The organism is Burkholderia glumae LMG 2196 = ATCC 33617 (genome assembly GCF_000960995.1).
GTDB lineage: Bacteria > Pseudomonadota > Gammaproteobacteria > Burkholderiales > Burkholderiaceae > Burkholderia > Burkholderia glumae.
Genome location: NZ_CP009435.1, coordinates 3,507,998 through 3,528,351 on the forward strand (window position 1 = coordinate 3,507,998; position 20,354 = coordinate 3,528,351).

Consider the following 20,354-nt stretch of genomic DNA (forward strand, 5'->3'; position numbering starts at 1 on the left):
GCCGTAGGGAAGATTCACGCTCTGGCAGTGCATCTCCACCAGCGGCCCAGGTCGGTGTTGGAGCACATTACCGGTATTGTTTCGCGCTGTTGCTTACCTTTAACCATAAAAGGACGTGATCATGAAGAAATCCCTCCTCGTAGCTTCCCTGTTGGCCGCCGTTGCACTCGCTGCTTGCAACAAGAGCTCGGACCAAGCCGCTTCGTCGGCTGCTAGCGACGCATCGGCAGCCGCTTCGGCTGCTTCGTCGGCTGCTGCAGCTGCTTCGGACGCAGCGTCGAGCACGGCCGCTGCTGCGAGCGACGCGGCTTCGGCATCCGCTGCTGCTGCTCCGGCATCGGACGCTGGCGCATCGGCTGCTGCTCCGGCTTCGGGCGCGAGCCAGTAAGCGCTCATCAGCTCACGCTGATACGAAAAAACCGGCCTTTCAGGCCGGTTTTTTTTCGTCCATCGATTGGCGCTGCGGGGCGCGGCCGCGATGCACGGTCGCAGGCGGGTCGATCAGAGGCTGCGCCAGCCGAAGCCGTCGTCCTGCGAGGCCACCGTGACGTCGCCGGGCGCACTGCCCAGCGCCGCCGCCAGGGCGGCCTGCGCGAGCTCGGGCAGGTTGTTCTGCTGGCTCAGGTGCGCGGCCACCAGATGCCGCAGGCGGGCCCGGTCGAGCGAGGCGAGGATCGCGGCCGCGGCGTCGTTGCTGAGGTGTCCGTGCGAACCGCCGATGCGCGCCTTCAGCGAGGCCGGATAGCGGCTACCGGCCAGCATCGCGACGTCGTGGTTGGCCTCCAGCACGAGCGCGTCGCAGCCGCTCAGCACGGCGCACAGATGCGGCGTCGACATGCCGGCGTCGGTCAGCACGCCGAGCCGGGCCGCGCCGTCCGTGAACACGAACTGGAGCGGCTCGCGCGCATCGTGCGGGACCGTGTACGGATGGATCGCCAGATCACCGATCGGCGTCGCTTCGTCGCCCCACAGCACGTGCAGGTCGATGCCGGCCGCATCGGCGCCCACCGCGCGCGCGGTGCCCCAGCTCATGAACAAAGGGAGTCCAAACCGTCGGGCCAGCGTCAGCGCGCTGCCGATGTGATCGCTGTGCTCGTGCGTGATCAGGATCGCGTCGAGCTCGTCGGAGGCGAGCCCGACGCGCGTCAGGCGCCGGTCGATTTCCTTCGCGGAGAAACCGCAGTCGAGCAGCACGCGCGTGGTGGTGGTGCCCGACGCGGCCTCGACGACGAGCGCGTTGCCCTCGCTGCCGCTGCCGAGGCTCGTGAATCTCACGCGCTCAGTTCAGCTGCGCGTGCAGCAGCTTGATGATGCGCTGCGCGTCGGCGGAGTTGTCGATCTGGCCGTTCTCGTCCACCACGGCGACCCGCGTTTGCGCACCGCCATTGGCGCGCACGCTGACGAAAAACTCCTTGCCGGGCTTGGCCGCGCTCGGGCCGCCGAAGAACAGCTTGCCGAACACGCCCTCGCGCTTCAGTTCCTCGGCCGAATTCGCGTAGCGGACCATGTAGATGCCCTTGGCACGATCGCGGTTGTCGACGGCGAAGTTGGTGCGGTCGAGCGCGAGCCCCACGCGCAGCCAGGCGCGCTCGAACGACTCGGCCAGATCGAGCGTGGGCGCGCCCGAGCTCGTGTCGACCACCTTCGCCGGTGCCGCCGCCGGGCGCGCATCGGTCAGCAGCTGCTTGGCCTGCGCGTCGGTCAGCCCGAACTTCTCCATCAGCTTGGTGAGGAACACGGCCTCGAGCACCGGGTTGCGGGGCCGCTCGACCCAGCGCGAGGAATCGCCGCCCTGCGGCCCCGTCAGCACTTCCTCCATCGCGCTGTGCGTGATCGAGATGTCGGTCGAGCCGTCCGGCCCGCGCGTGACGAGCGTGCGGAAGCTGTCACGCGTGCCCGACGAATACGCGAAATCGATCACGCGGCCGATGGTGCGCCGGAACCAGTCATCGGGGATATTCGCGCGGTTCTCGGCCCAGTCGGTGGCCATGATGCCCGTCTGCGGCGCGTCGGTCTTCAGCGCGAAGCCGTTGTCGACCCAGAATTCCTTCAGCTGCGGCCAGAGCTGCTCGGGCGTGCGGCCGTCGACGACGAGCCAGCGGCGGTCGCCGTCGCGCTCGACGTGCATGCCCAACGGGTCCTGCGCGTTCGGCTGCCCTTCCGTCGCGTTACCGGCCGCCGTGACGGCGCGCTGCGGCAGCGAGCCGAGGCCGGCATTGGTGGGCGGCGCCACGTAGGACGGGTTGACCGGCACCGCGGTCAGATCCTTCGGTACTTCCAGCGGCGGCGCCGAGCCCGTCGCCTTGTAGTTGACCCGGTCCGGCGCGAGATAATCGTTCAGCGTATCGCAGCCGGCCAGCGCGCCGAGCGCGAGCGCCATCACGGACGCCTGGAAGGCGCGAGAGGAAAAGGCGAAATGTTTCATGAAATCCTTCGTCTTGCTAAACGCGGGTGACGCGCGATGCCGGCGGGCCGGACAGGAGTCGGAGTGGATCGAAACTCCGGGCGGCGCGGCCGCCCGGATCGGTTAAACGATGCCGGCTTCGCGCAGCGCACCGCGCACGACATCGTAATGACGCTCGTCGAGCGGCGTCAGCGGCAAGCGGATGCCGCCGCGGATCCTGCCCATTTCCTGCAGCGCCCACTTCACCGGAATCGGGTTCGCCTCGACGAACAGGTGCTTGTGCAGCGACAGCAGCTTCAGATGGATCTCGCGGGCCGTTTTCGCGTCGGCGGCGATCGCCGCGCGGCACAGCTCGCTCATCGCGCGCGGCGCGACGTTGGCGGTGACCGAGATGTTGCCGTGGCCGCCCAGCAGCATCAGCGCGATCGCAGTCGGATCGTCGCCGCTGTAGATGCCGAAGCCGGCCGGCGCCGCCTTGATCAGGTGCGCGGCGCGACCGATGTTGCCGGTCGCGTCCTTCACGCCGACGATGCCCGGCACCTCGGCAAGCCGCAGGATCGTCTCGTTGTCCATGTCGGCCACCGTGCGGCCCGGCACGTTGTAGAGGATCAGCGGCAGGTCCACCGCCTCGGCGATGGCCCGGAAGTGGCGGAACATGCCTTCCTGCGTCGGCTTGTTGTAATACGGCACCACCTGCAGCGTGGCGTCGGCGCCGACCGATTTCGCGTGACGCGCCAGTTCGATCGCCTCCGAGGTCGAATTGCCGCCCGCGCCCGCGATGATCGGGATACGTCCGGCCGCGTGCTCCACCGCCGTCTTGATCGTCAGCACGTGCTCGTCGACCGACAGCGTCGCCGATTCGCCGCTCGTGCCCACCACGACGAGCCCGTCGGTGCCCTCCTCGATGTGCCAGTCGATCAGCTTGCGAAGCGTCGGCAGATCGAGGCTGCCGTCTTCGAGCATCGGGGTCACGATCGCGGGAATGCTGCCGCGGAATTGAATACCGTCTTGAGTGCCGTTAGCCATGAAACGCAGTGAAAGTAAACTCAATAAACGACGATTGTAGCGGATTACCCGAGCAGTCCGTAACGCGGAAATCCCGCCCCTTGTTGCGCGGCGCGCTCCCGCACCGCGCAGATTCGTTGTACGAACGCCGGCCTCGGCGCCGCCAGGTAACCGTCCTCGAACGCGATCGTGCGCAACTCACCGCGCACCGCGTCGAGCAGTTCGCCAGGCGCGAGCAGGAACGCCGGGTTGGACGGTTTGCCGAGCGTTTCGTTGCCGCGTGCGAAGGTTTCGTAGAGCAGCACGCCGCCTGGCGCGACCGCTTCGACGAGCCGCGGCAGCAGCGGGCGATGCAGGTAGTTCGTGACCACGACGGCGGAAAACCGCGCCCCGGCCGGCAGCGGCCATGGCTGACCTTCGAGGTCGGCCGCGCGCGCCTCGACGCCGCCCAGCGCGCCCAGCGTCGCGAGCGCGGCCGGATCGCGATCGAGCGCCAGGACCGGATGCCCGCGCGAGGCGAACCAGCGCGCATGCCGGCCCTGGCCGGCGGCGACATCGAGCACCGCCCCGCCCGGCGCGACCAGATGCGACCATGCGGCGACCCAGCGCGACGGCGCGGCAGCCACGGCCGGGTCGGGCGCGCCCGGCAAAGCGGCCGCGGCGCCAGGGGCAGACGTCGTCATCGGAGCATCCGCCCGCTCAGTTGTAGGACAGGCCCATCGCGTCGCGCACGTCGCGCATCGTCTCGACCGCGTGCTTGCGTGCCTTGTCGCAGCCGTCGGCCACGATCGCGCGCAGCAGCGAGGGGTCGTCCATGTATTTCTGCGCGCGCTCGAGCATCGGCTGCTGTTCGCGCAGGATGCCCTCGACCACGGGCTGCTTGCAGTCGAGGCAGCCGATGCCGGCCGACTTGCAGCCTTGCGTCACCCATTCGCGCGTGGTGTCGTCCGAATAGACGAGATGGAACTGCCAGACCGGGCATTTCTCGGGATCGCCCGGATCGGTGCGGCGCACGCGGGCCGGGTCGGTCGGCATGGTGCGCACCTTCTTCGTGATCGTTTCCGCGTCCTCGCGCAGCCCGATCGTGTTGCCGTACGACTTCGACATCTTGCCGCCGTCGAGCCCCGGCATCCGCGACGCCGCGGTCAGCAGCGCCTGCGGCTCGACCAGGATGATCTTGCGCGCGCCTTCGAGATAGCCGAACAGCCGCTCGCGGTCGCTCATCGACAGGCTCTGCGACTCCTGCAACATGGCGCGTGCCTGTTCGAGCGCCTCGTCGTCGCCTTCCTGCTGATAGGCGTTGCGCAGCTCGTGATAGAGCTTGGCGCGCTTGCCGCCGAGCTTCTTCGCGGCCTCGAGCGCCTTCTCCTCGAAGCCCTTCTCGCGGCCGTACAGGTAGTTGAAGCGGCGCGCGATCTCACGCGTCATCTCGACGTGCGGCACCTGATCCTCGCCGACGGGCACGAGCGAGCCGCGATAGAGCAGGATGTCGGCTGCCATCAGCACCGGGTAGCCGAGAAAGCCGTAGGTGGACAGGTCCTTGTCGCGCAGCTTCTCGATCTGCTCCTTGTAGGTCGGCACCCGTTCGAGCCAGCCCAGCGGCGTGCTCATGCCGAGCAGCAGCGCCAGTTCGGCATGCTCCGGCACCTTGCTCTGGATGAACAGCGTGGCCTGGGTCGGATCGATGCCGGCGGCGATCCAGTCGATCAGCACTTCCCAGACGTTCTTCTCGATCACCTCGGGGGTTTCGTAATGCGTGGTCAGCGCATGCCAGTCGACCACGCAGAAGAAGCACGGATACTCGGACTGCAGCTTCGCCCAATTCTTCAACACGCCGTGGTAATGGCCGAGATGCAGCGACCCGGTGGGACGCATGCCGGAAAAGATACGATCGGGGAACATGGTGGTCTTTTAGAAGAAAAGCGAGGCAATGGGATTCAGGATGGCGGCCAGCACGCTCTGGCCGAGGCCGACCAGCGGCCCCAGCCAGATCCGCGTGAACACGCCCGTCGTCACCAGGATCAGCACGATGAAGAAGCCGTAGGGCTCGAGCTTCGAGAGCGCGATCGACTGGCGCGGCGGCAGCAGCGCCGCGAGCACGCGCCCCCCGTCGAGCGGCGGCAACGGAAACAGGTTCAGCGCGGCGAGCACGAGATTGGTGCCGACGCCGGCCGCGGCCATCCGCGTGAAGAAAGGTTCGTCGACCTGCGCGACCGCGAGACCGACCGCCACGAAGCCCCAGACCAGCGCCTGCACGAGATTGCAGACGGGGCCGGCGGCCGCCACCAGCAGGCTGCCCCAGCGCGGATTGCGCAGGTTGCGGAACGCCACCGGCACCGGTTTGGCGTAACCGAACAGGAACGCGCCGCTCGTCAGGAAATACAGCACCAGCGGCATGGCGATGGTGCCGATCGGATCGATGTGGCGCATCGGATTGAAGGACACGCGGCCCAGCACGTAGGCGGTGTTGTCGCCGAGCAGGCGCGCGGCATAGCCGTGCGCGGCCTCGTGCAGCGTGATCGCGAAGATCACGGGCAATGCGTAGACGGCAATCGTCTGAATCAGGTTGTCCATAGCGCGATATTGTAACAAGCAGGAAAAGTCGAACACCGAAACGCGGGCGCCGCCATGCCGGGCTCGCGTTGCGGCACGCAATAAACTGCGCTCAGGCGTGCGCGCCGAGCCCGAACGGCTCGAGCGGCCCGCGCCCGGCGCGTACCAGCACCGGCTCGGCGCCGGTCAGGTCGACGATCGTGGATGGCTCGCGCGGGCACGCGCCGCCGTCGATCACGAGATCGACCTGTTTTTCGAGGCGTTCGCGGATCTCCTCCGGATCGTTGAGCGGATCGGTGTCGGGCGGCAGGATCAGCGTGGTGCCGAGCAGCGGCTCGCCTAGCGCCTCCAGCACCGCCAGCGTGATCGCGTGGTCCGGCACGCGCAGCCCGATGGTCTTGCGCGACGGATGCGAAAGCCGGCGCGGCACCTCCTTGGTGGCCTGCAGCACGAACACGTAGGGACCGGGCGTGACCGACTTGATCAGCCGGTACTGGTGGTTGTCGACCATCGCGAAGTTCGCGAGCTCCGACAGGTCGCGCACCAGCAGCGACAGCAACTGCTTCTCGTCGAGGCCGCGGATGCGGCGCACGCGCTCGACGGCCGCGCGGTCGTCGAGCTGGCAGGCGAGCGCGTAGCTCGAATCGGTCGGCATGGCGATCACGCCGCCCTGCTTCACGATCTCGACTGCCTGGCGCACCAGCCGCGGCTGCGGGTTTTCCGGGTGAATCCTGAAGAACTGGGACATGGGGACTGTGCTGAAGAGGGGCATTGCCCGGGCGCCTCATGCGCCGGGGGCGCGCCGCGCGAACCTGGCGCGGCCTTGGATCATGTCAGAGCCAGCGCTCCCAGACGGGCGTCAGGTCGGGCGGCAGCGGCGGCAGGCTGCCGAATTCGACCACGCTCTCGCCGGGCGCATGGAAATCGGAACCGCGCGACGCCTCGAAGCCGTAGCGCCGCGCCACGTCCGCATATTGCCGGTATTGATCGGGCGTATGGCTGCCCGTGACGACCTCGATCGCGCGGCCGCCCAGGTCGATGAACTCGCCGAACAGCGCGTCGAACTCGACCGGCGTGTAGGAATAGCGGCCCGGATGGGCGATCACGGCCTCGCCGCCCGCCGCACGGATCCAGCCGACTGCGTCGGCGAGCGTGGCCCAGCGGTGCGGCACGAAGCCGGGCTTGCCGTCGCCGAGGTAGCGCGCGAACACGTCCGAGGTCGAGGCCGCATAGCCGGCCTCGACGAGGAACCGCGCGAAATGGGTACGGGAGATCAGGTCCGGATTCGATACGTGGCGCAGCGCACCCTCATAGGCGCCGGGAATGCCGATCGCCGCGAGCTGCTCGGCCATCTCGCGCGCGCGCCCGGCGCGGCCGTTGCGCGTGCGGCAGAGCCCGTCGACGAGTGCCGGATTGGCCGGATCGATATGCAGGCCGACCACATGCACGGTCCGCGAGGCCCAGGTCACCGAAATCTCGACGCCGCTCAGATACCGCATGCCGAGCGCCTCGGCCGCCTCGCGTGCGGCCAGCTGCCCACCGACCTCGTCGTGATCGGTCAGCGCCCACAGCGTCACGCCCGCGGCCTGGGCGCGCCGGGCGACCTCGGCGGGTGCGAGATGGCCGTCGGAAACGTTGGAATGGCAGTGCAGATCGGCGTTCATGGTCGGTATCGGGCGCATCCGGCCATTCTACTGCAAGGTCGCGCGTTCGCCGTGGCGCGGCCGCGCGCCCCGTCACCGCCACCGGCACGCCGCCGCCGTGCTCGCGCCGGGTGGTCCGGCCTCAGGCGCAGAACGCCTCGATCAGGGCCGCGATCTGCTCCGGCTGGTCGTGGTGGACCATGTGGCCGGCCTCCTCGATCTGTTTTTCACGCCAGTCGGGGAAGGCGGCGAAGCGTGCCCGGAATTCGTCGAGCGGAATGTCGCCGGCCAGACGCCGCAGCATGGCCGAATCGACGGCCTCGACATGCAGCACCCGCGCGCTCACCTGCGACCAGATCGCCATCACCTCGTCGAGCCGGTACAGCAGCGGGCCGATCTGCTTGTGCGCCGGATCGGCGAGCAGATGGTAGCGGCCGTCCGCCTCGCGGCGCGACCAGTGGCGCGCGAGGAACGCGGCGCGTTCCGGCGCGAGCCGCGGATTGGTCTTGACGAGGCGCCCGGCCACCTCGTCGAGCGAGGCATAGCTCATCAGCCGCGGCGGCTCGCGCAGGTCGTCGAGCCAGCCGCGCAATCGCGCCGGTGCGAGCGAGGCCGGCGGCGGCGCGAGCCCGAAGCCCTCCAGGTCGACCACGCGGCGCACGCGTTCGGGCCGCACGCCCGCATACAGGCACACCACGTTGGCCCCCATGCTGTGGCCGACCAGATTGACTTCGCCGGACGGCGTGTAGTGGTCGATCAGCGCGTCGAGATCGCCGAGATAGTCGGCGAACCAGTAATGGCCGCCACCCTGCCTGGCCACCGGCCAGTCGGATAGCCCGAAGCCGCGCGCGTCGGGCGCGATCACCTGCCAGTCGCCGGCCAGCGCGTCGACCACGAACTGGAACGAGGCCGCCACGTCCATCCAGCCGTGCAGCATGTAGAGCGTCGGGGCGTCCGGACGGCCCCAGCGGCGCACATGCAGCCGCACGCCGCGCACGGTCACGAATTCGGAAACGGAATCGGATTGGGTTGGGATCATCGCGGCCGCCAAAAAAAGAATGGTCGTTCGATTATATCGGCGACGGCCTGCCGATGCGCCCCGGCAGGCGCGCGGCGCGCGCGTGCAGAGGCACTTCTCTAGCCAGCGAGGCGCGCTTGCCCGGCATCGGGGCCGAGACTCATGCCGTGGCGGGCGGCGATGCGTCGCTGTCCTGGTTCACCAGCGCGGCCAGTTCGGTCTCGTCGAAACCGGCGTCGCGGCGCGCGTCGAAGTTGAACGGACCGCGCAGGCGTGGCGCATGGTATTGCGCGGCCAGCCGCAGGTAGGCCGAATGCGCGTCGAGCCCCGCCTGGGCGCAGAGGTGGCGGAACCAGCGGTTGCCGATCGCGACGTGGCCGATCTCGTCGCGCAGGATCACGTCGAGGATCGCCGCCGAGGCGTGGTCGCCCGCCTGCGCGAGCCGCGCGCGGATCGGCGGCGACGCGTCGAGCCCGCGCGCCTCGAGCGTGCGCGGCACGAGCGCCATGCGCGCCAGCACATCGCCGGCGGTTCGCTCGCACATCTCCCAGAGGCCGTCGTGGGCCGGAAAGTCGCCGTAGGCATGGCCGTAGTCGCGCAGGCGCTCGGCCAGCAGCCCGTAGTGGCTGGCTTCCTCGGCCGCCACCCTGAGCCAGTCGGCATAGAACGCGTCGGGCATCCCGGCGAAGCGCCACACCGCGTCGAGCGCGAGATTGATCGCGTTGAACTCGATATGGGCGAGCGCGTGCAGCAGCGTCGCGCGCCCTTGCGGCGAGCGCATCGAGCGGCGCCGCAGCAGGCGCGGCTCGACCAGCTCGGGCCGCGCCGGGCGACCCGGCAGCGCCGGCGGCGCTGCGAAGCGGCGCGCCGCTTCGAGCCGGGCGTGCCCGGCGAGCAGCGCCGCATGCAGCGCACGCGCCTGCCGCGCCTTGGCAGCGGGATCGGTCTCCAGCAGCGCGGCCAGCGCGCCGGCTCGCACGCACGAAGCGGCGTCGGACGAGGAATTCGGGTCGGACATGAAAACAGCGCCGGAGCAGCGTGCGCGGTCGAACCACGCAAGCCTTTACAATGATGGGTCACAGCCTGCGCGAGGCGCGCATGGCCTCTCGCAACCCGGTGGCGGCCCGGCGGCTAGCCGGCACCACGCACATTGTACCGGCGCGCGGCACCGGCCCGGCAGGCGAAACCAGGAGACAACGTGACCATCTACAAGCTCGGCGACGACGCCCCGACCATTCATGAAAGCGTGTTCGTCGCGGATAACGCGGCGATCATCGGCAAGGTGGTGCTCGAGGAGAACGCGAGCGTCTGGTTCGGCGCGACGATCCGCGGCGACAACGAGCCGATCGTGATCGGCGCGGGCAGCAACGTGCAGGAAGGCGCGGTGCTGCACACCGACCCGGGCTGCCCGCTGACGGTCGCGCGCGACGTGACGATCGGCCATCAGGCGATGCTGCACGGCTGCACGATCGGCGAGGGTTCGCTGATCGGAATCCAGGCGGTGGTCTTGAATCGCGCGGTGATCGGCCGCAACTGTCTGGTCGGCGCGGGCGCGGTGGTGACCGAGGGCAAGACCTTTCCGGACAATTCGCTGATCCTGGGGGCGCCCGCCAAGGTGGTTCGCGCGCTGACCGAAGAGGACATCGCGCGAATGCGCGCCAATACGCAAAACTACGCGCAGCGACGCGCGTATTTCAAGGAGCAGTTGGCCCGGATCGGCTGAACGCCGCGCCGCTGCTGCCCGACAATCGAGGAACCGAAGTGAGCGACCAGTTACAGAAATTCATGTTCAACACGGCGCCGGTGCGCGGCGAGATCGTCTCGCTGCGCCACACCTGGCAGGAAGTCCTGACACGCCGTGCCTACCCGGCACCCGTGCGCAACGTGCTCGGCGAAATGATGGCCGCCTGCGCGTTGCTGTCCGCGAACCTGAAGTTCAACGGCACGCTCATCATGCAGATCTACGGCGACGGGCCGGTGAAGATGCTGGTGGTGCAGTGTGGCTCAGACCTGTCGATCCGCGCCACCGCCAAGCTCTCGGAAGGCGCCGAGCAGACGCTCGGCGAGGACCTGCCGTTCGCCGAGCTCGTCAACGCAAGCGGCCACGGCCGCTGCGTGATCACGCTCGATCCGGCCGACAAGCAGCCGGGCCAGCAGCCCTACCAGGGCATCGTGCCGCTCAACGACCACGACGGTCCGCTCGAATCGGTCGCGCGCGTGCTCGAACATTACATGCACCACTCGGAGCAGCTCGACACGCGGCTGTGGCTCGCGGCCAACGGCGATCGCGCGGTCGGCATGCTGCTGCAGAAGCTGCCCGGCGACGGCGGGATCGTGCCGCGCGCCGACGCGCCCGACGCCGACACCTGGGAGCGCGTCTGCACGCTCGGCAGCACGCTTTCGTCGAAGGAGCTGCTCGAGGTGGAACCGGAGACGGTGTTTCGACGTCTGTTCTGGCAGGAGAACGTGAGCCATTTCGAGCCGGCCGGCACGCGCTTCCAATGCACCTGCTCGCGCGAGAAGGTGGGCGGGATGCTGCGCATGCTGGGCCGCGAGGAAGTCGACAGCGTGATCGAGGAGCGCGGCCACGTGGAAATCCATTGCGAATTCTGCAATCAGCGCTACGAATTCGATCCGGTCGATGTCGAACAGCTGTTCGTGACGCCGCAACTCGGCGCCGGCGTTGCGCCGGCGAGCGACCAGCGTCACTGAGCAGCAGGCGGCACACCAAGCGTCACGGCCTTCGCCGAAGGAGAAGTCAGCATGAAACCGAAGATCCGCCTTGCCCGCCAGGGTGCAGCGCATGCGACGGCCGGCGGCCGGCCGTCGCTCGCCACCGCGCTGCTGGCCGCATTACTCGTCACGACGCTCGCCGGCTGCGTGGTGCCGCCCACCTCGACGGTGCTGAGCCGGCTGCCCGAGGGCCAGCCCGGCGCGGCCGCCGCGCCGGGTACGGCGCTCACGCCCGAGGAGCGCAAGCGCTACGACGCGATCGACAAGCAGGTGATGCGCGAGCAGAACCAGGCGATGGCGGCCGACGCGCTCGCGCGCACCTATTACTACGCGCCCGCGCCGGTCTACTACGGCGGCTACTACGGCGGCTGGAACTCGGGCTGGGGCTACGGCTACGGCTATCCCGGCTGGGGCTGGGGCTGGTGAGGCGCACGGCCGAAGGCACGCGGGCGGGCCAGCCGTGGCGGCCGGCGACGCCAGCCTCAGGATAAAAAACGCGACCTTCGGGTCGCGTTTTTTTCATGCTGTGCAGGCTCAATGCGCGGCGCCGTGCCCGCGGTGTCGCTCCGGCTTCGCCCGCGAGACGGGGTTCGGCACGACCCGCACCGGCGAGCCGGTGACGTCGCCGTGATTCGTCAGCGAAGCCGTCGAATTGGCGGACGGCGCGGCGGGCGCCGGCGAATTCGGCGAAACGAACTGCACGAACACCTCGCCGTCCTTGACCATCCCCATCTCGTAGCGCGCGCGCTCCTCGATGGCGGCGGTGCCGTTCTGCAAATCCTGCACCTCACCGGCGATGCGCTCGTTGCGCAGCTTCTCGTCGGCATTGCGCTGCGTCTGGTCCTGCAACTGCTGGCGCAGTTCGTGAACACGCAGCCAGCCGCCATGCCCCCACCACAGTGGGTACTGAATCAACACCAGCAAGGCGATCAGGACGACAGTGACGAGCCGCATTTACGAGCCGCAGATATAAGAAGCGCCGCTTCACGGCAAACGCGAAGCGGCGACAAGGATGACAAGTCCGGATAGTAGCGCGTTAGCGCAGATTGTAGAACGCCGACTTGCCCGGGTAGCTGGCGATGTCACCGAGATCTTCCTCGATGCGCAGCAGCTGGTTGTACTTCGAGATGCGGTCGCTGCGCGACAGCGAGCCGGTCTTGATCTGGCCAGCGTTCAGGCCCACGGCGATGTCGGCGATCGTCGAATCTTCCGTTTCGCCCGAGCGGTGCGAAATCACGGCCGTGTAGCCGGCACGCTTGGCCATCTCGATCGCCGCGAAGGTTTCCGTGAGCGTGCCGATCTGGTTGATCTTGATGAGGATCGAATTGGCGATGCCCTTCTCGATGCCCTCCTTCAGGATTCGCGTGTTGGTGACGAACAGGTCGTCGCCGACCAGCTGGACCTTCTTGCCGAGACGCTCGGTCAGCAGCTTCCAGCCGTCCCAGTCGCTTTCGTGCATGCCGTCCTCGATCGAGACGATCGGGAACTTGTCGGCCAGCGTGGCCAGATAGTCGGCGAATTCGGCCGACGACAGTTGCAGGCCCTCGCCCGCGAGCTGGTACTTGCCGTCGTGATAGAACTCGGAGGCCGCGCAGTCGAGCGCGAGCAGCACGTCCTCGCCGGCGCGGTAGCCGGCCTTCTCGATCGCCTGGAGAATCGTCGACAGGCACTCGTCGTTGCTGCCGAAGTTCGGTGCGAAGCCGCCTTCGTCGCCGACCGCCGTGCTCATGCCGCGATCCGACAGGATCTTCTTCAGCGCATGGAACACCTCGGCGCCGCAGCGCAGCGCCTCGCGGAAGCTCGGCTGGCTGACCGGGACGATCATGAATTCCTGGATGTCCAGGCTGTTGTTGGCGTGCGCGCCGCCGTTGACGATGTTCATCATCGGCACCGGCAGCTGCATCGCGCCCGAGCCGCCGAAGTAGCGGTACAGCGGCAGGCCGGCCTCTTCGGCGGCGGCCTTCGCGACGGCCATCGAGACGGCCAGCATCGCGTTCGCGCCGAGCCGCGACTTGTTGTCGGTGCCGTCGAGCTCGAGCAGGGTCTTGTCGAGGAAGGCCTGCTCCGACGCATCGAGGCCCATGATCGCTTCGGAGATTTCCGTGTTGATGTGCTCGACCGCCTTCAACACGCCCTTGCCGCCGTAGCGGCCGGCTTCACCGTCGCGCAGCTCGATGGCTTCGCGCGAACCGGTCGAGGCGCCCGACGGGACCGCCGCGCGGCCCATCGTGCCCGATTCCAGCAGCACGTCGCACTCGACAGTAGGATTACCGCGCGAATCCAGAATCTCGCGGCCGATGATATCTACGATTGCACTCATGATTTCCTCTGAGGATGACGATGAATTCCGTCGTGATGGCTGTGACGGCAAAGCGGACTCTGCTACAGACGCCCGCTCCTGCCGCCAAGTTCATGCATTAGTTGAAATCGTTTTCCAGGAACGGCGCGCGCTTGACCGCCGCGTCGAGCATGACGAGCGTCTCGAGCAGCGCCGCCATGCGATTGAGCGGCACCGCGTTCGGGCCGTCGGACTTCGCTTCGGCCGGATTCGGGTGGGTTTCCATGAAGAGCCCCGCCACGCCCGTGGCCACCGCCGCGCGAGCCAGCACCGGCACGAATTCGCGCTGGCCGCCCGAACTCGTGCCCTGGCCGCCCGGCAGCTGTACCGAATGGGTCGCGTCGAACACCACCGGCGCGCCCGTCTCGCGCATGATCGCGAGCGAACGCATGTCCGACACGAGATTGTTGTAGCCGAACGAGACGCCGCGCTCGCAGGCGAGGAAGCGGTCTTCCGAGAGCCCCGCTTCGCGGGCCGCATCGCGGGCCTTGTCGATCACGTTCTTCATGTCGTGCGGCGCGAGAAACTGACCCTTCTTGATGTTGACGGGCTTGCCCGAGCGCGCGCAGGCCTGGATGAAATCGGTCTGGCGGCACAGGAAGGCCGGCGTCTGCAGTACGTCGACCACCGACGCGACCGCGTCGATCTCCTCGATCGCGTGGACGTCGGTCAGCACCGGCAGGCCCAGCTGGCGCTTGACCTCGGACAGGATGCGCAGCCCCTGGTCCATGCCGAGCCCGCGAAACGACTTGCCGGAGCTGCGGTTCGCCTTGTCGTAGGACGACTTGTAGATGAACGGCACCTTCAGCTTCGCGCAGATTTCCTTGAGCCGGCCCGCCGTGTCGATCGTCATCTGCTCCGATTCGACCACGCAGGTGCCGGCGATCAGGAACAACGGCCGGTCGAGGCCGACTTCGAAATCGCCCAGTTTCATGCTTTCCCTCCGGCACGCGCCTGCTGGCCGGCCAGCGCGGCTTCGACGAACGACTTGAAGAGGGGATGGCCGTCGCGCGGCGTGGAGGTGAATTCCGGGTGGAACTGCACGCCGACGAACCACGGGTGCATCGAGCGCGGCAGCTCCATCATTTCCGGCAGATCCTCGCTCGGCGTGCGCGCGCTGATCACGAGGCCGCCCGCTTCGAGCTGCGGCACGAAGCGGTTGTTCACCTCGTAGCGGTGGCGGTGGCGCTCGTTGACGTCGGCGCCGTAGATTTCCTGCGCGAGCGTGCCGGCCTTGATCGGGCAGCGCTGCGAACCGAGCCGCATGGTGCCGCCCAGGTCCGATGCCTCGGTGCGCTTCTCGACCTTGCCTTCGCGGTCGTACCACTCGGTGATCAGCGCGACCACGCGGTTCGGCGTGTTCGGATCGAACTCGGTGCTGTTCGCGTCGGCGAGGCCGACCACGTCGCGCGCGAATTCGATCACGGCGAGCTGCATGCCGAGACAGATGCCGAGGTACGGCACCTTCGCCTCGCGCGCGTAGCGGATCGCCGCGATCTTGCCTTCCGTGCCGCGCCGGCCGAAGCCGCCCGGCACCAGCACCGCGTCGAGGTGCTTGAGGCTGTCGACGCCGTTCGCCTCGATCTCCTCGGAGTCGAGGTACTGGATGTTGACCTTCGTCGAGGTGTGGATCGACGCGTGGCGCAGCGCCTCGATCAGCGACTTGTACGATTCGGTCAGCTCGACGTACTTGCCGACCATGCCGATCGTCACTTCGTGCTTCGGATTCTCGAGCTTGTGGACGAGGCCCGACCACATGCTCAGGTCGGCGTCCTGCGCCGAAAGCTTCAGTTCCTCGCAGATGATCTTGTCGAGGCCCTGGTCGTGCAGCATCTGCGGAATCTTGTAGATGCTGTCGACGTCCCATACCGAGATCACGGCATCTTCCGGCACGTTCGAGAACAGCGAGATCTTCTTGGACTCGTCGTCGGGAATGCGGCGGTCCGCACGGCACAGCAGCACGTGCGGCAGAATGCCGATCTCGCGCAGCTTCTGCACGCTGTGCTGGGTCGGCTTGGTCTTCAGTTCGCCCGCCGTGGCAATGTACGGCACCAGCGTCAGGTGGACGAAGCAGGCGCTGTTGCGGCCCATGCGCAGGCTCATCTGGCGCGCGGCTTCGAGGAACGGCAGCGATTCGATGTCACCGACCGTGCCGCCGATCTCGACGATCGCCACGTCGGGCTCGCCGCAGGTCGCCGACGCGGCCCCGCGCTCGATGAACGCCTGGATCTCGTTCGTGATGTGCGGAATCACCTGGACCGTCTTGCCCAGGTAGTCGCCGCGGCGCTCCTTGCGGATCACCGACTCGTAGATCTGGCCGGTCGTGAAGTTGTTGGCCTTGCGCATCTTGGTGCTGATGAAGCGCTCGTAGTGGCCGAGGTCGAGGTCCGTCTCCGCGCCGTCCTCCGTCACGAACACTTCGCCGTGCTGGAACGGGCTCATCGTGCCGGGGTCGACGTTGATGTACGGATCGAGCTTGAGGAGGGTGACTTTGAGACCGCGCGATTCGAGGATCGCGGCGAGAGAAGCGGCGGCAATACCCTTGCCGAGTGAAGACACTACGCCGCCGGTGACGAAAACATATTTGGTCATCGCAGGATGCTCGCGGGAAAAACGGATTATACCGTAAAGGCCGCGCATCCCTCAGCAATTGTGGGCCGATCCCACCCTATCCTCACGCACCGAGGGCGCATCGCCGCCCCCGCCGCAAACGGCGCCGGGCAGCCTGCCGGCACGCCCCGCCGCGTGAGGCCCGTGTCACTGCCGCGTCACGCCGCGCGGCTCACGCGCCGCCCTGCACCGCGCGCAACGTATTGAGCATGCGCTGCAAGGCGCGGACCGTCTCGATCGGCCGTTCCATCGGGAACAGATGCGAGCCTTCGAGCCACTCGATGCGGCCATGCGTGATGCGGCGCGTCGCATCGAGGCCCACCTGCCTCACTTCGCGCGACCGCGTGCCGGCCAGGAACCCGACCGGCACCGGCGCGCCGCGGGCGAGCCGCGCGCCGAGCGTATGCGGCAGGGTTCGGTAGATCATGTATTCGATGTCGCGTTCGAAGGCGAGGCGCCGCTCGCCCGACGGGCCGCACTGCGGAATGCCGTAGTCGATGTAGTCGGCCAGCATGCGCTCATCCCAGCGCGCGAAGGCCGGCTTCTCGCGGAAGTGCTTCCAGGCGGCCTCGCGGCTCGGCCAGTGGGTGCGCCGCGTGCGCGTGGCGGCAGCAGGCGAGAGCCGCTCGTCGAGTCCCGTCCACTGGCTCACGCGCAGCAGGCTGCTGCGCCAGCCGGCGATCACCGGCGAATCGAGCATCACCACGCCCTTCACCCACTGCGGCTTCTTCAACGCCGCCATCAGCGACAGGTAACCGCCGAGCGAGTGGCCCACCAGCCAGACCGGCTGCGTGTACTGGCGTCCGACCTCGTCGAGCAGTTCCTCGACGAGATGCGGCCAGTCGCGCGTGACCGGGTAGCGGCGGTTGTGGCCGATCCGTTCAAGGTGGCGGATCTCGTAGTGATCGGCAAGTTCGGCGAACAGCGTCCGGTAAGTCGACGCGGGGAAGCCGTTCGCATGCGAGAAATGGAGAATGTCCTTCAAGGCGGCGGGGTCTCCTGTTTGCGTGGTCGTGCGCGGCGGGGCCGCACGATCGGTTGCCAGCGAGCATAGCGCGTCCCGGCGGCCCGGTCGTGGCATGGGGCCGCCGATTCGCGCCGAATGTCGGGTCGGGCCTTAGACATACCGCGATAAGCGATTGATTTATATCGGTTCGCCGCCACCGATGGCGCTTCGATGGTTCCCTCTACTCGGGTGCCGTCGCGGCCCGCAAGGCACGTCAGCGTTCCATCCAGTAACGGCGATGGGCCGCTCGATAGCGCTCGATCTGCAACCCGCCGCCCGCTTGCGCGAGCGTGCCGGTCTTGCCGAGCAGCGTGCTGACCTCGCCGTCGCGATCAGTGCGTGCGAGCGGCACGCCACGCTCGACGAAGCGCGCCCAGACCGTCGGATGCGGATGCCCGAACCGGTTCGCGTAGCCGAGCGGGAACCACGCGCTGCGCGGCGCGATCGCGTCGACGAACGGCTCCCACGACGAGGTTCGGCTGCCATGGTGCGGCACCACCAGCACGTCGGCCGCGAGACGCGCGCGCGATGCGGCCAGCAGCGCCCGCTCGGCGCCGCGTTCGATATCGCCGGTCAAGAGTGCTGCCTGGCCGCCCGCCGAGACGCGCAGCACGCACGAACGCGCGTTCGACGCGGCGGCCCGCGGGCCGTCGCGCGGCCACAGCACCGCGAAGGTGACGCCGTCCCAGCGCCAGCGCTGCCCGGCCGCGCAGACCAGACGGTCGCGCACGCCGCCTTCGCGCGCGCGCCGCCACAACGGGGCGTCGCGCGGCAGGCTGCCCGTCAGCTGGCGCACCGGCAGCGCCTCGAGCACGGCGGCCGCGCCGCCCGCGTGATCGGCGTCGGGATGGCTGATCATCAGCGCATCGAGCGCGTGGATGCCGCGCGAGCGCAGATATGGCACCACCACGCGCTCGCCGGCGTGCGTCGATTCGGCGCCGGGCCCGGCATCGAACACCAGAACGTGGTGCGCCGTCTCGACCACCGCGGACAAGCCCTGCCCGACGTCGAGCAGGGTCAGCCGGAACGCGCCGGGCGGCGGCGCCTGCGACGGCGGCAGCACGAACGGCAGGCAGGCAAGCGGCGCCGCGCAGCGCAGCGGCCAGCCGCGCGGCATCAGCGCCCAGCCCATGCCGATGCAGGCCGCCACCAGCGCGGGCCAGTGCGGCGACGGCATCCACAGCATCGTGCGCCCATCCATGCCGGCTGCGTCGAAGCCCGCGAACAGCACGGCGAGCAGCGCCCGCGCGGCCCGCAGCGCCAGCGCGTCGAGCGGCGCGGGCAACGCCACGCCGGCCAGCACGAGCGGCGTGACCAGCAAGCTCACCCAGGGAATGGCGACGGCGTTGGCCGGCGCGCCGCCGAGCGGAATCTGGCCGAACCAGACCACCGTCAGCGGCGCGAGCCCGAGCGTCACCGCGTACTGGGTGCGCACGCCCGCGACGAAGCGCGGGCCGGCACGGCGCAGACGCTCGCGCAGCACGCGCCGGGCGGCCCGCATGACGGCGGCCAACGCCGAACGGACGGGCGACGCGGCCGGCGGCGATGCCGGCATGCCGGTCGCCGTCCGCTCCGGCTCGCCCGCCGCGGCGAAATCGGGATCGCCGCGAACTGAGCGCCGGACCCGGCGCCCCGACACCGCGAACAGGATCACCGCCACCGCGCAGAACGACAGCCAGAAGCCCGGCGCGAGCACGGCCCACGGGTCCGCGATCAGCACGCAGCCGAGCGCGAACGCGAGCGTCGTGGAGGGCGCGACGGTGCGCCCGCTCAGATAGGCGACGCAGGCGGCCGTCAGCATCCACCAAGCGCGCTGCGCCGGCACGTTGAAGCCGGCGAGCGCGGCATAGGCGCCGGCCGCGCAGACGGCCATGCAGGCGCCCGCGTACTGGGCCGGCAAAAACAGCGGCAACGCGCGGCCGCGCAGCGAGGCGCGCCGCCACAGCGCCGCCGCGAGCGCGCCCGCGAACCCGCCGACGAGGCTGATGTGCAGGCCCGAGATCGCCACCAGATGGCTCGTGCCGGTGGCGCGCAGCACCTGCCAATCGCCCTGCGAGATGTCGTCCTGCGCGCCGATCGCGAGCGCGATGACGATCCCCGCGTGCGGCGCACCGCCGAGCACCGCGCGAATCCGCTCGCGCAGCGCGAAGCGCAGCCGGTCGATGGCCGCGCGCGGCATGGGCAGTCCGGTATGCAGCCCCACCTGCCCGCCCGGTTCCAGGCGCGCCGCGAGGCGCGGCGACGACACATAGCCGAGCGCGCGAATGCCGTTCGCGAGCCAGCCCGCCTCCGCGTCGCGCCCGCCCCGGTTCGCATGGCCGTGCGGGCGCTTCAGCCGCACCGTCAGGCGCCAGCGTTCGCCGGGGCGCATCACGGGCGGGGCCGGCTGGCGGCCGCGTGTGATCCACGCCAGCCGCAGCCGGGCCGGAAACCGCGCAAGCCCGGCCTCGTTGCCGTCGACCTCGAGCACGAAGCGCAGGCCCGCGTCGTCGCGCACCGGCAGGCCATGCACGACGCCGGTCACGACGATGTCGCGCCGCTCCCATTCGAGCGGCAGCGAGTCGGCGAGCCGCCAGTGCGCACGCACGGCGGCATACGCGAAGCCGATCAGCACCGCCAGCGTCAGCATCGCCGCGCCCGCGGCCCATCGCATCGCGCGGCGGTCCGCGGCCCGCCGCCAGCGCCACGCCGCAGCGGCCAGCACCGCGCAGGCCGTCGCCACCAGCGCCAACCCCAACGGATCCGGCAGCACGGCCTGCCGCTGCAACAGCACGATGCCGAGCGCGAACGCGATCCAGCCTTCCCGCATCGCGCCTCCCGTCCCGCGCGCCGCGAAGGCGACGCATCATGCGAGTCATTATGCGGACCCTCGAACGCGCCGGGGCGTCATGGCCCACGCGCTGGCCGAACGGGAGCGTGCGGAGCGGTGAAGTGCGGCGGCGCCGCCGCATCGCGCGACGGCAACCCGGCGCGTCAGAGGGCGGGAAACAGGAAACCAGAGGACGAAAACAACGAACGGAGCCGCGCGGCCAAGCGGCCAAGCG

General features: G+C 69.1%; 20 protein-coding genes. 3 read left to right on the top strand and 17 right to left on the bottom strand.

The window, feature by feature from the left end:
• Positions 1-99 precede the first annotated feature (99 nt).
• From KS03_RS32200 to KS03_RS28280, 11 genes are all read right to left on the bottom strand, one after another.
• Positions 100-396: a hypothetical protein gene (locus KS03_RS32200; RefSeq protein ID WP_161520944.1), complete on the bottom strand. Its 297-nt coding sequence runs from the start codon at positions 394-396 to the stop codon at positions 100-102.
• Between the two features lie 105 nt (positions 397-501).
• On the bottom strand, positions 502-1,275 hold the full coding sequence (locus KS03_RS28235) for an MBL fold metallo-hydrolase (protein WP_015876385.1): 774 nt from the start codon (positions 1,273-1,275) through the stop codon (positions 502-504).
• A gap of 4 nt (positions 1,276-1,279) precedes the next feature.
• The gene (bamC, locus tag KS03_RS28240; protein ID WP_015876386.1) at positions 1,280-2,425 is read right to left on the bottom strand and encodes an outer membrane protein assembly factor BamC; all 1,146 of its coding nucleotides are present in this window, start codon (positions 2,423-2,425) and stop codon (positions 1,280-1,282) included.
• Between the two features lie 102 nt (positions 2,426-2,527).
• Positions 2,528-3,430: a 4-hydroxy-tetrahydrodipicolinate synthase gene (gene dapA / locus KS03_RS28245; protein ID WP_015876387.1), complete on the bottom strand. Its 903-nt coding sequence runs from the start codon at positions 3,428-3,430 to the stop codon at positions 2,528-2,530.
• 44 nt (positions 3,431-3,474) lie between these two features.
• Positions 3,475-4,092 carry a class I SAM-dependent methyltransferase gene (locus KS03_RS28250; RefSeq protein WP_035978205.1) on the bottom strand — a complete coding sequence of 206 codons (618 nt, stop codon included), beginning with the start codon at positions 4,090-4,092 and terminating at the stop codon, positions 3,475-3,477.
• Positions 4,093-4,108: 16 nt separating this feature from the next.
• The gene (locus KS03_RS28255) at positions 4,109-5,311 is read right to left on the bottom strand and encodes a tryptophan--tRNA ligase (protein WP_015876389.1); all 1,203 of its coding nucleotides are present in this window, start codon (positions 5,309-5,311) and stop codon (positions 4,109-4,111) included.
• Positions 5,312-5,320: 9 nt separating this feature from the next.
• A complete protein-coding gene (locus tag KS03_RS28260; protein ID WP_015876390.1) occupies positions 5,321-5,983 on the bottom strand; it encodes a site-2 protease family protein in 663 nt (220 codons plus the stop codon).
• Positions 5,984-6,074: 91 nt separating this feature from the next.
• The gene (locus KS03_RS28265) at positions 6,075-6,710 is read right to left on the bottom strand and encodes an L-threonylcarbamoyladenylate synthase (protein WP_015876391.1); all 636 of its coding nucleotides are present in this window, start codon (positions 6,708-6,710) and stop codon (positions 6,075-6,077) included.
• Between the two features lie 85 nt (positions 6,711-6,795).
• Entirely contained in the window at positions 6,796-7,626 is an 831-nt protein-coding gene (locus KS03_RS28270) for a 3',5'-nucleoside bisphosphate phosphatase (RefSeq protein WP_015876392.1), read from the bottom strand.
• A gap of 121 nt (positions 7,627-7,747) precedes the next feature.
• Positions 7,748-8,644 (bottom strand): alpha/beta fold hydrolase, encoded by an 897-nt coding sequence (locus tag KS03_RS28275; protein ID WP_017432935.1) that lies wholly within the window; start codon positions 8,642-8,644, stop codon positions 7,748-7,750.
• Positions 8,645-8,783: 139 nt separating this feature from the next.
• Entirely contained in the window at positions 8,784-9,641 is an 858-nt protein-coding gene (locus KS03_RS28280) for a ferritin-like domain-containing protein (protein WP_015876394.1), read from the bottom strand.
• Between the two features lie 180 nt (positions 9,642-9,821).
• On the opposite strand from KS03_RS28280, the gene KS03_RS28285 reads away from it, so the two are divergent.
• Genes KS03_RS28285 through KS03_RS28295 form a run of 3 tightly spaced genes read left to right on the top strand, consistent with a single transcriptional unit; the run spans position 9,822 to position 11,782 of the window.
• Positions 9,822-10,346, top strand: coding sequence for a gamma carbonic anhydrase family protein (locus KS03_RS28285; protein ID WP_015876395.1), 525 nt, complete (start codon positions 9,822-9,824; stop codon positions 10,344-10,346).
• 38 nt (positions 10,347-10,384) lie between these two features.
• Entirely contained in the window at positions 10,385-11,335 is a 951-nt protein-coding gene (gene hslO, locus KS03_RS28290; RefSeq protein ID WP_015876396.1) for an Hsp33 family molecular chaperone HslO, read from the top strand.
• Between the two features lie 51 nt (positions 11,336-11,386).
• Complete coding sequence (locus KS03_RS28295; protein WP_015876397.1) at positions 11,387-11,782, top strand: hypothetical protein; 396 nt, start codon at positions 11,387-11,389, stop codon at positions 11,780-11,782.
• Positions 11,783-11,890: 108 nt separating this feature from the next.
• On the opposite strand, the gene ftsB is transcribed toward KS03_RS28295, so the two are convergent.
• The 6 genes from ftsB to KS03_RS28325 all read right to left on the bottom strand — a co-directional run bounded on the left by ftsB (position 11,891) and on the right by KS03_RS28325 (position 20,119).
• Positions 11,891-12,310 (bottom strand): cell division protein FtsB, encoded by a 420-nt coding sequence (ftsB, locus tag KS03_RS28300; protein ID WP_015876398.1) that lies wholly within the window; start codon positions 12,308-12,310, stop codon positions 11,891-11,893.
• A gap of 82 nt (positions 12,311-12,392) precedes the next feature.
• Positions 12,393-13,676 (bottom strand): phosphopyruvate hydratase, encoded by a 1,284-nt coding sequence (gene eno / locus KS03_RS28305; protein WP_015876399.1) that lies wholly within the window; start codon positions 13,674-13,676, stop codon positions 12,393-12,395.
• Positions 13,677-13,773: 97 nt separating this feature from the next.
• Positions 13,774-14,628 carry a 3-deoxy-8-phosphooctulonate synthase gene (gene kdsA / locus KS03_RS28310; protein ID WP_015876400.1) on the bottom strand — a complete coding sequence of 285 codons (855 nt, stop codon included), beginning with the start codon at positions 14,626-14,628 and terminating at the stop codon, positions 13,774-13,776.
• Positions 14,625-16,286, bottom strand: a complete 1,662-nt coding sequence (locus tag KS03_RS28315; protein ID WP_015876401.1) for a CTP synthase — start codon at positions 16,284-16,286, stop codon at positions 14,625-14,627. Before KS03_RS28315 ends, kdsA begins: the two co-directional genes overlap by 4 nt.
• A 190-nt stretch (positions 16,287-16,476) precedes the next feature.
• On the bottom strand, positions 16,477-17,289 hold the full coding sequence (locus KS03_RS28320; protein ID WP_015876402.1) for an alpha/beta fold hydrolase: 813 nt from the start codon (positions 17,287-17,289) through the stop codon (positions 16,477-16,479).
• Between the two features lie 235 nt (positions 17,290-17,524).
• Positions 17,525-20,119, bottom strand: coding sequence for a DNA internalization-related competence protein ComEC/Rec2 (locus tag KS03_RS28325; RefSeq protein WP_015876403.1), 2,595 nt, complete (start codon positions 20,117-20,119; stop codon positions 17,525-17,527).
• Positions 20,120-20,354 lie beyond the last annotated feature (235 nt).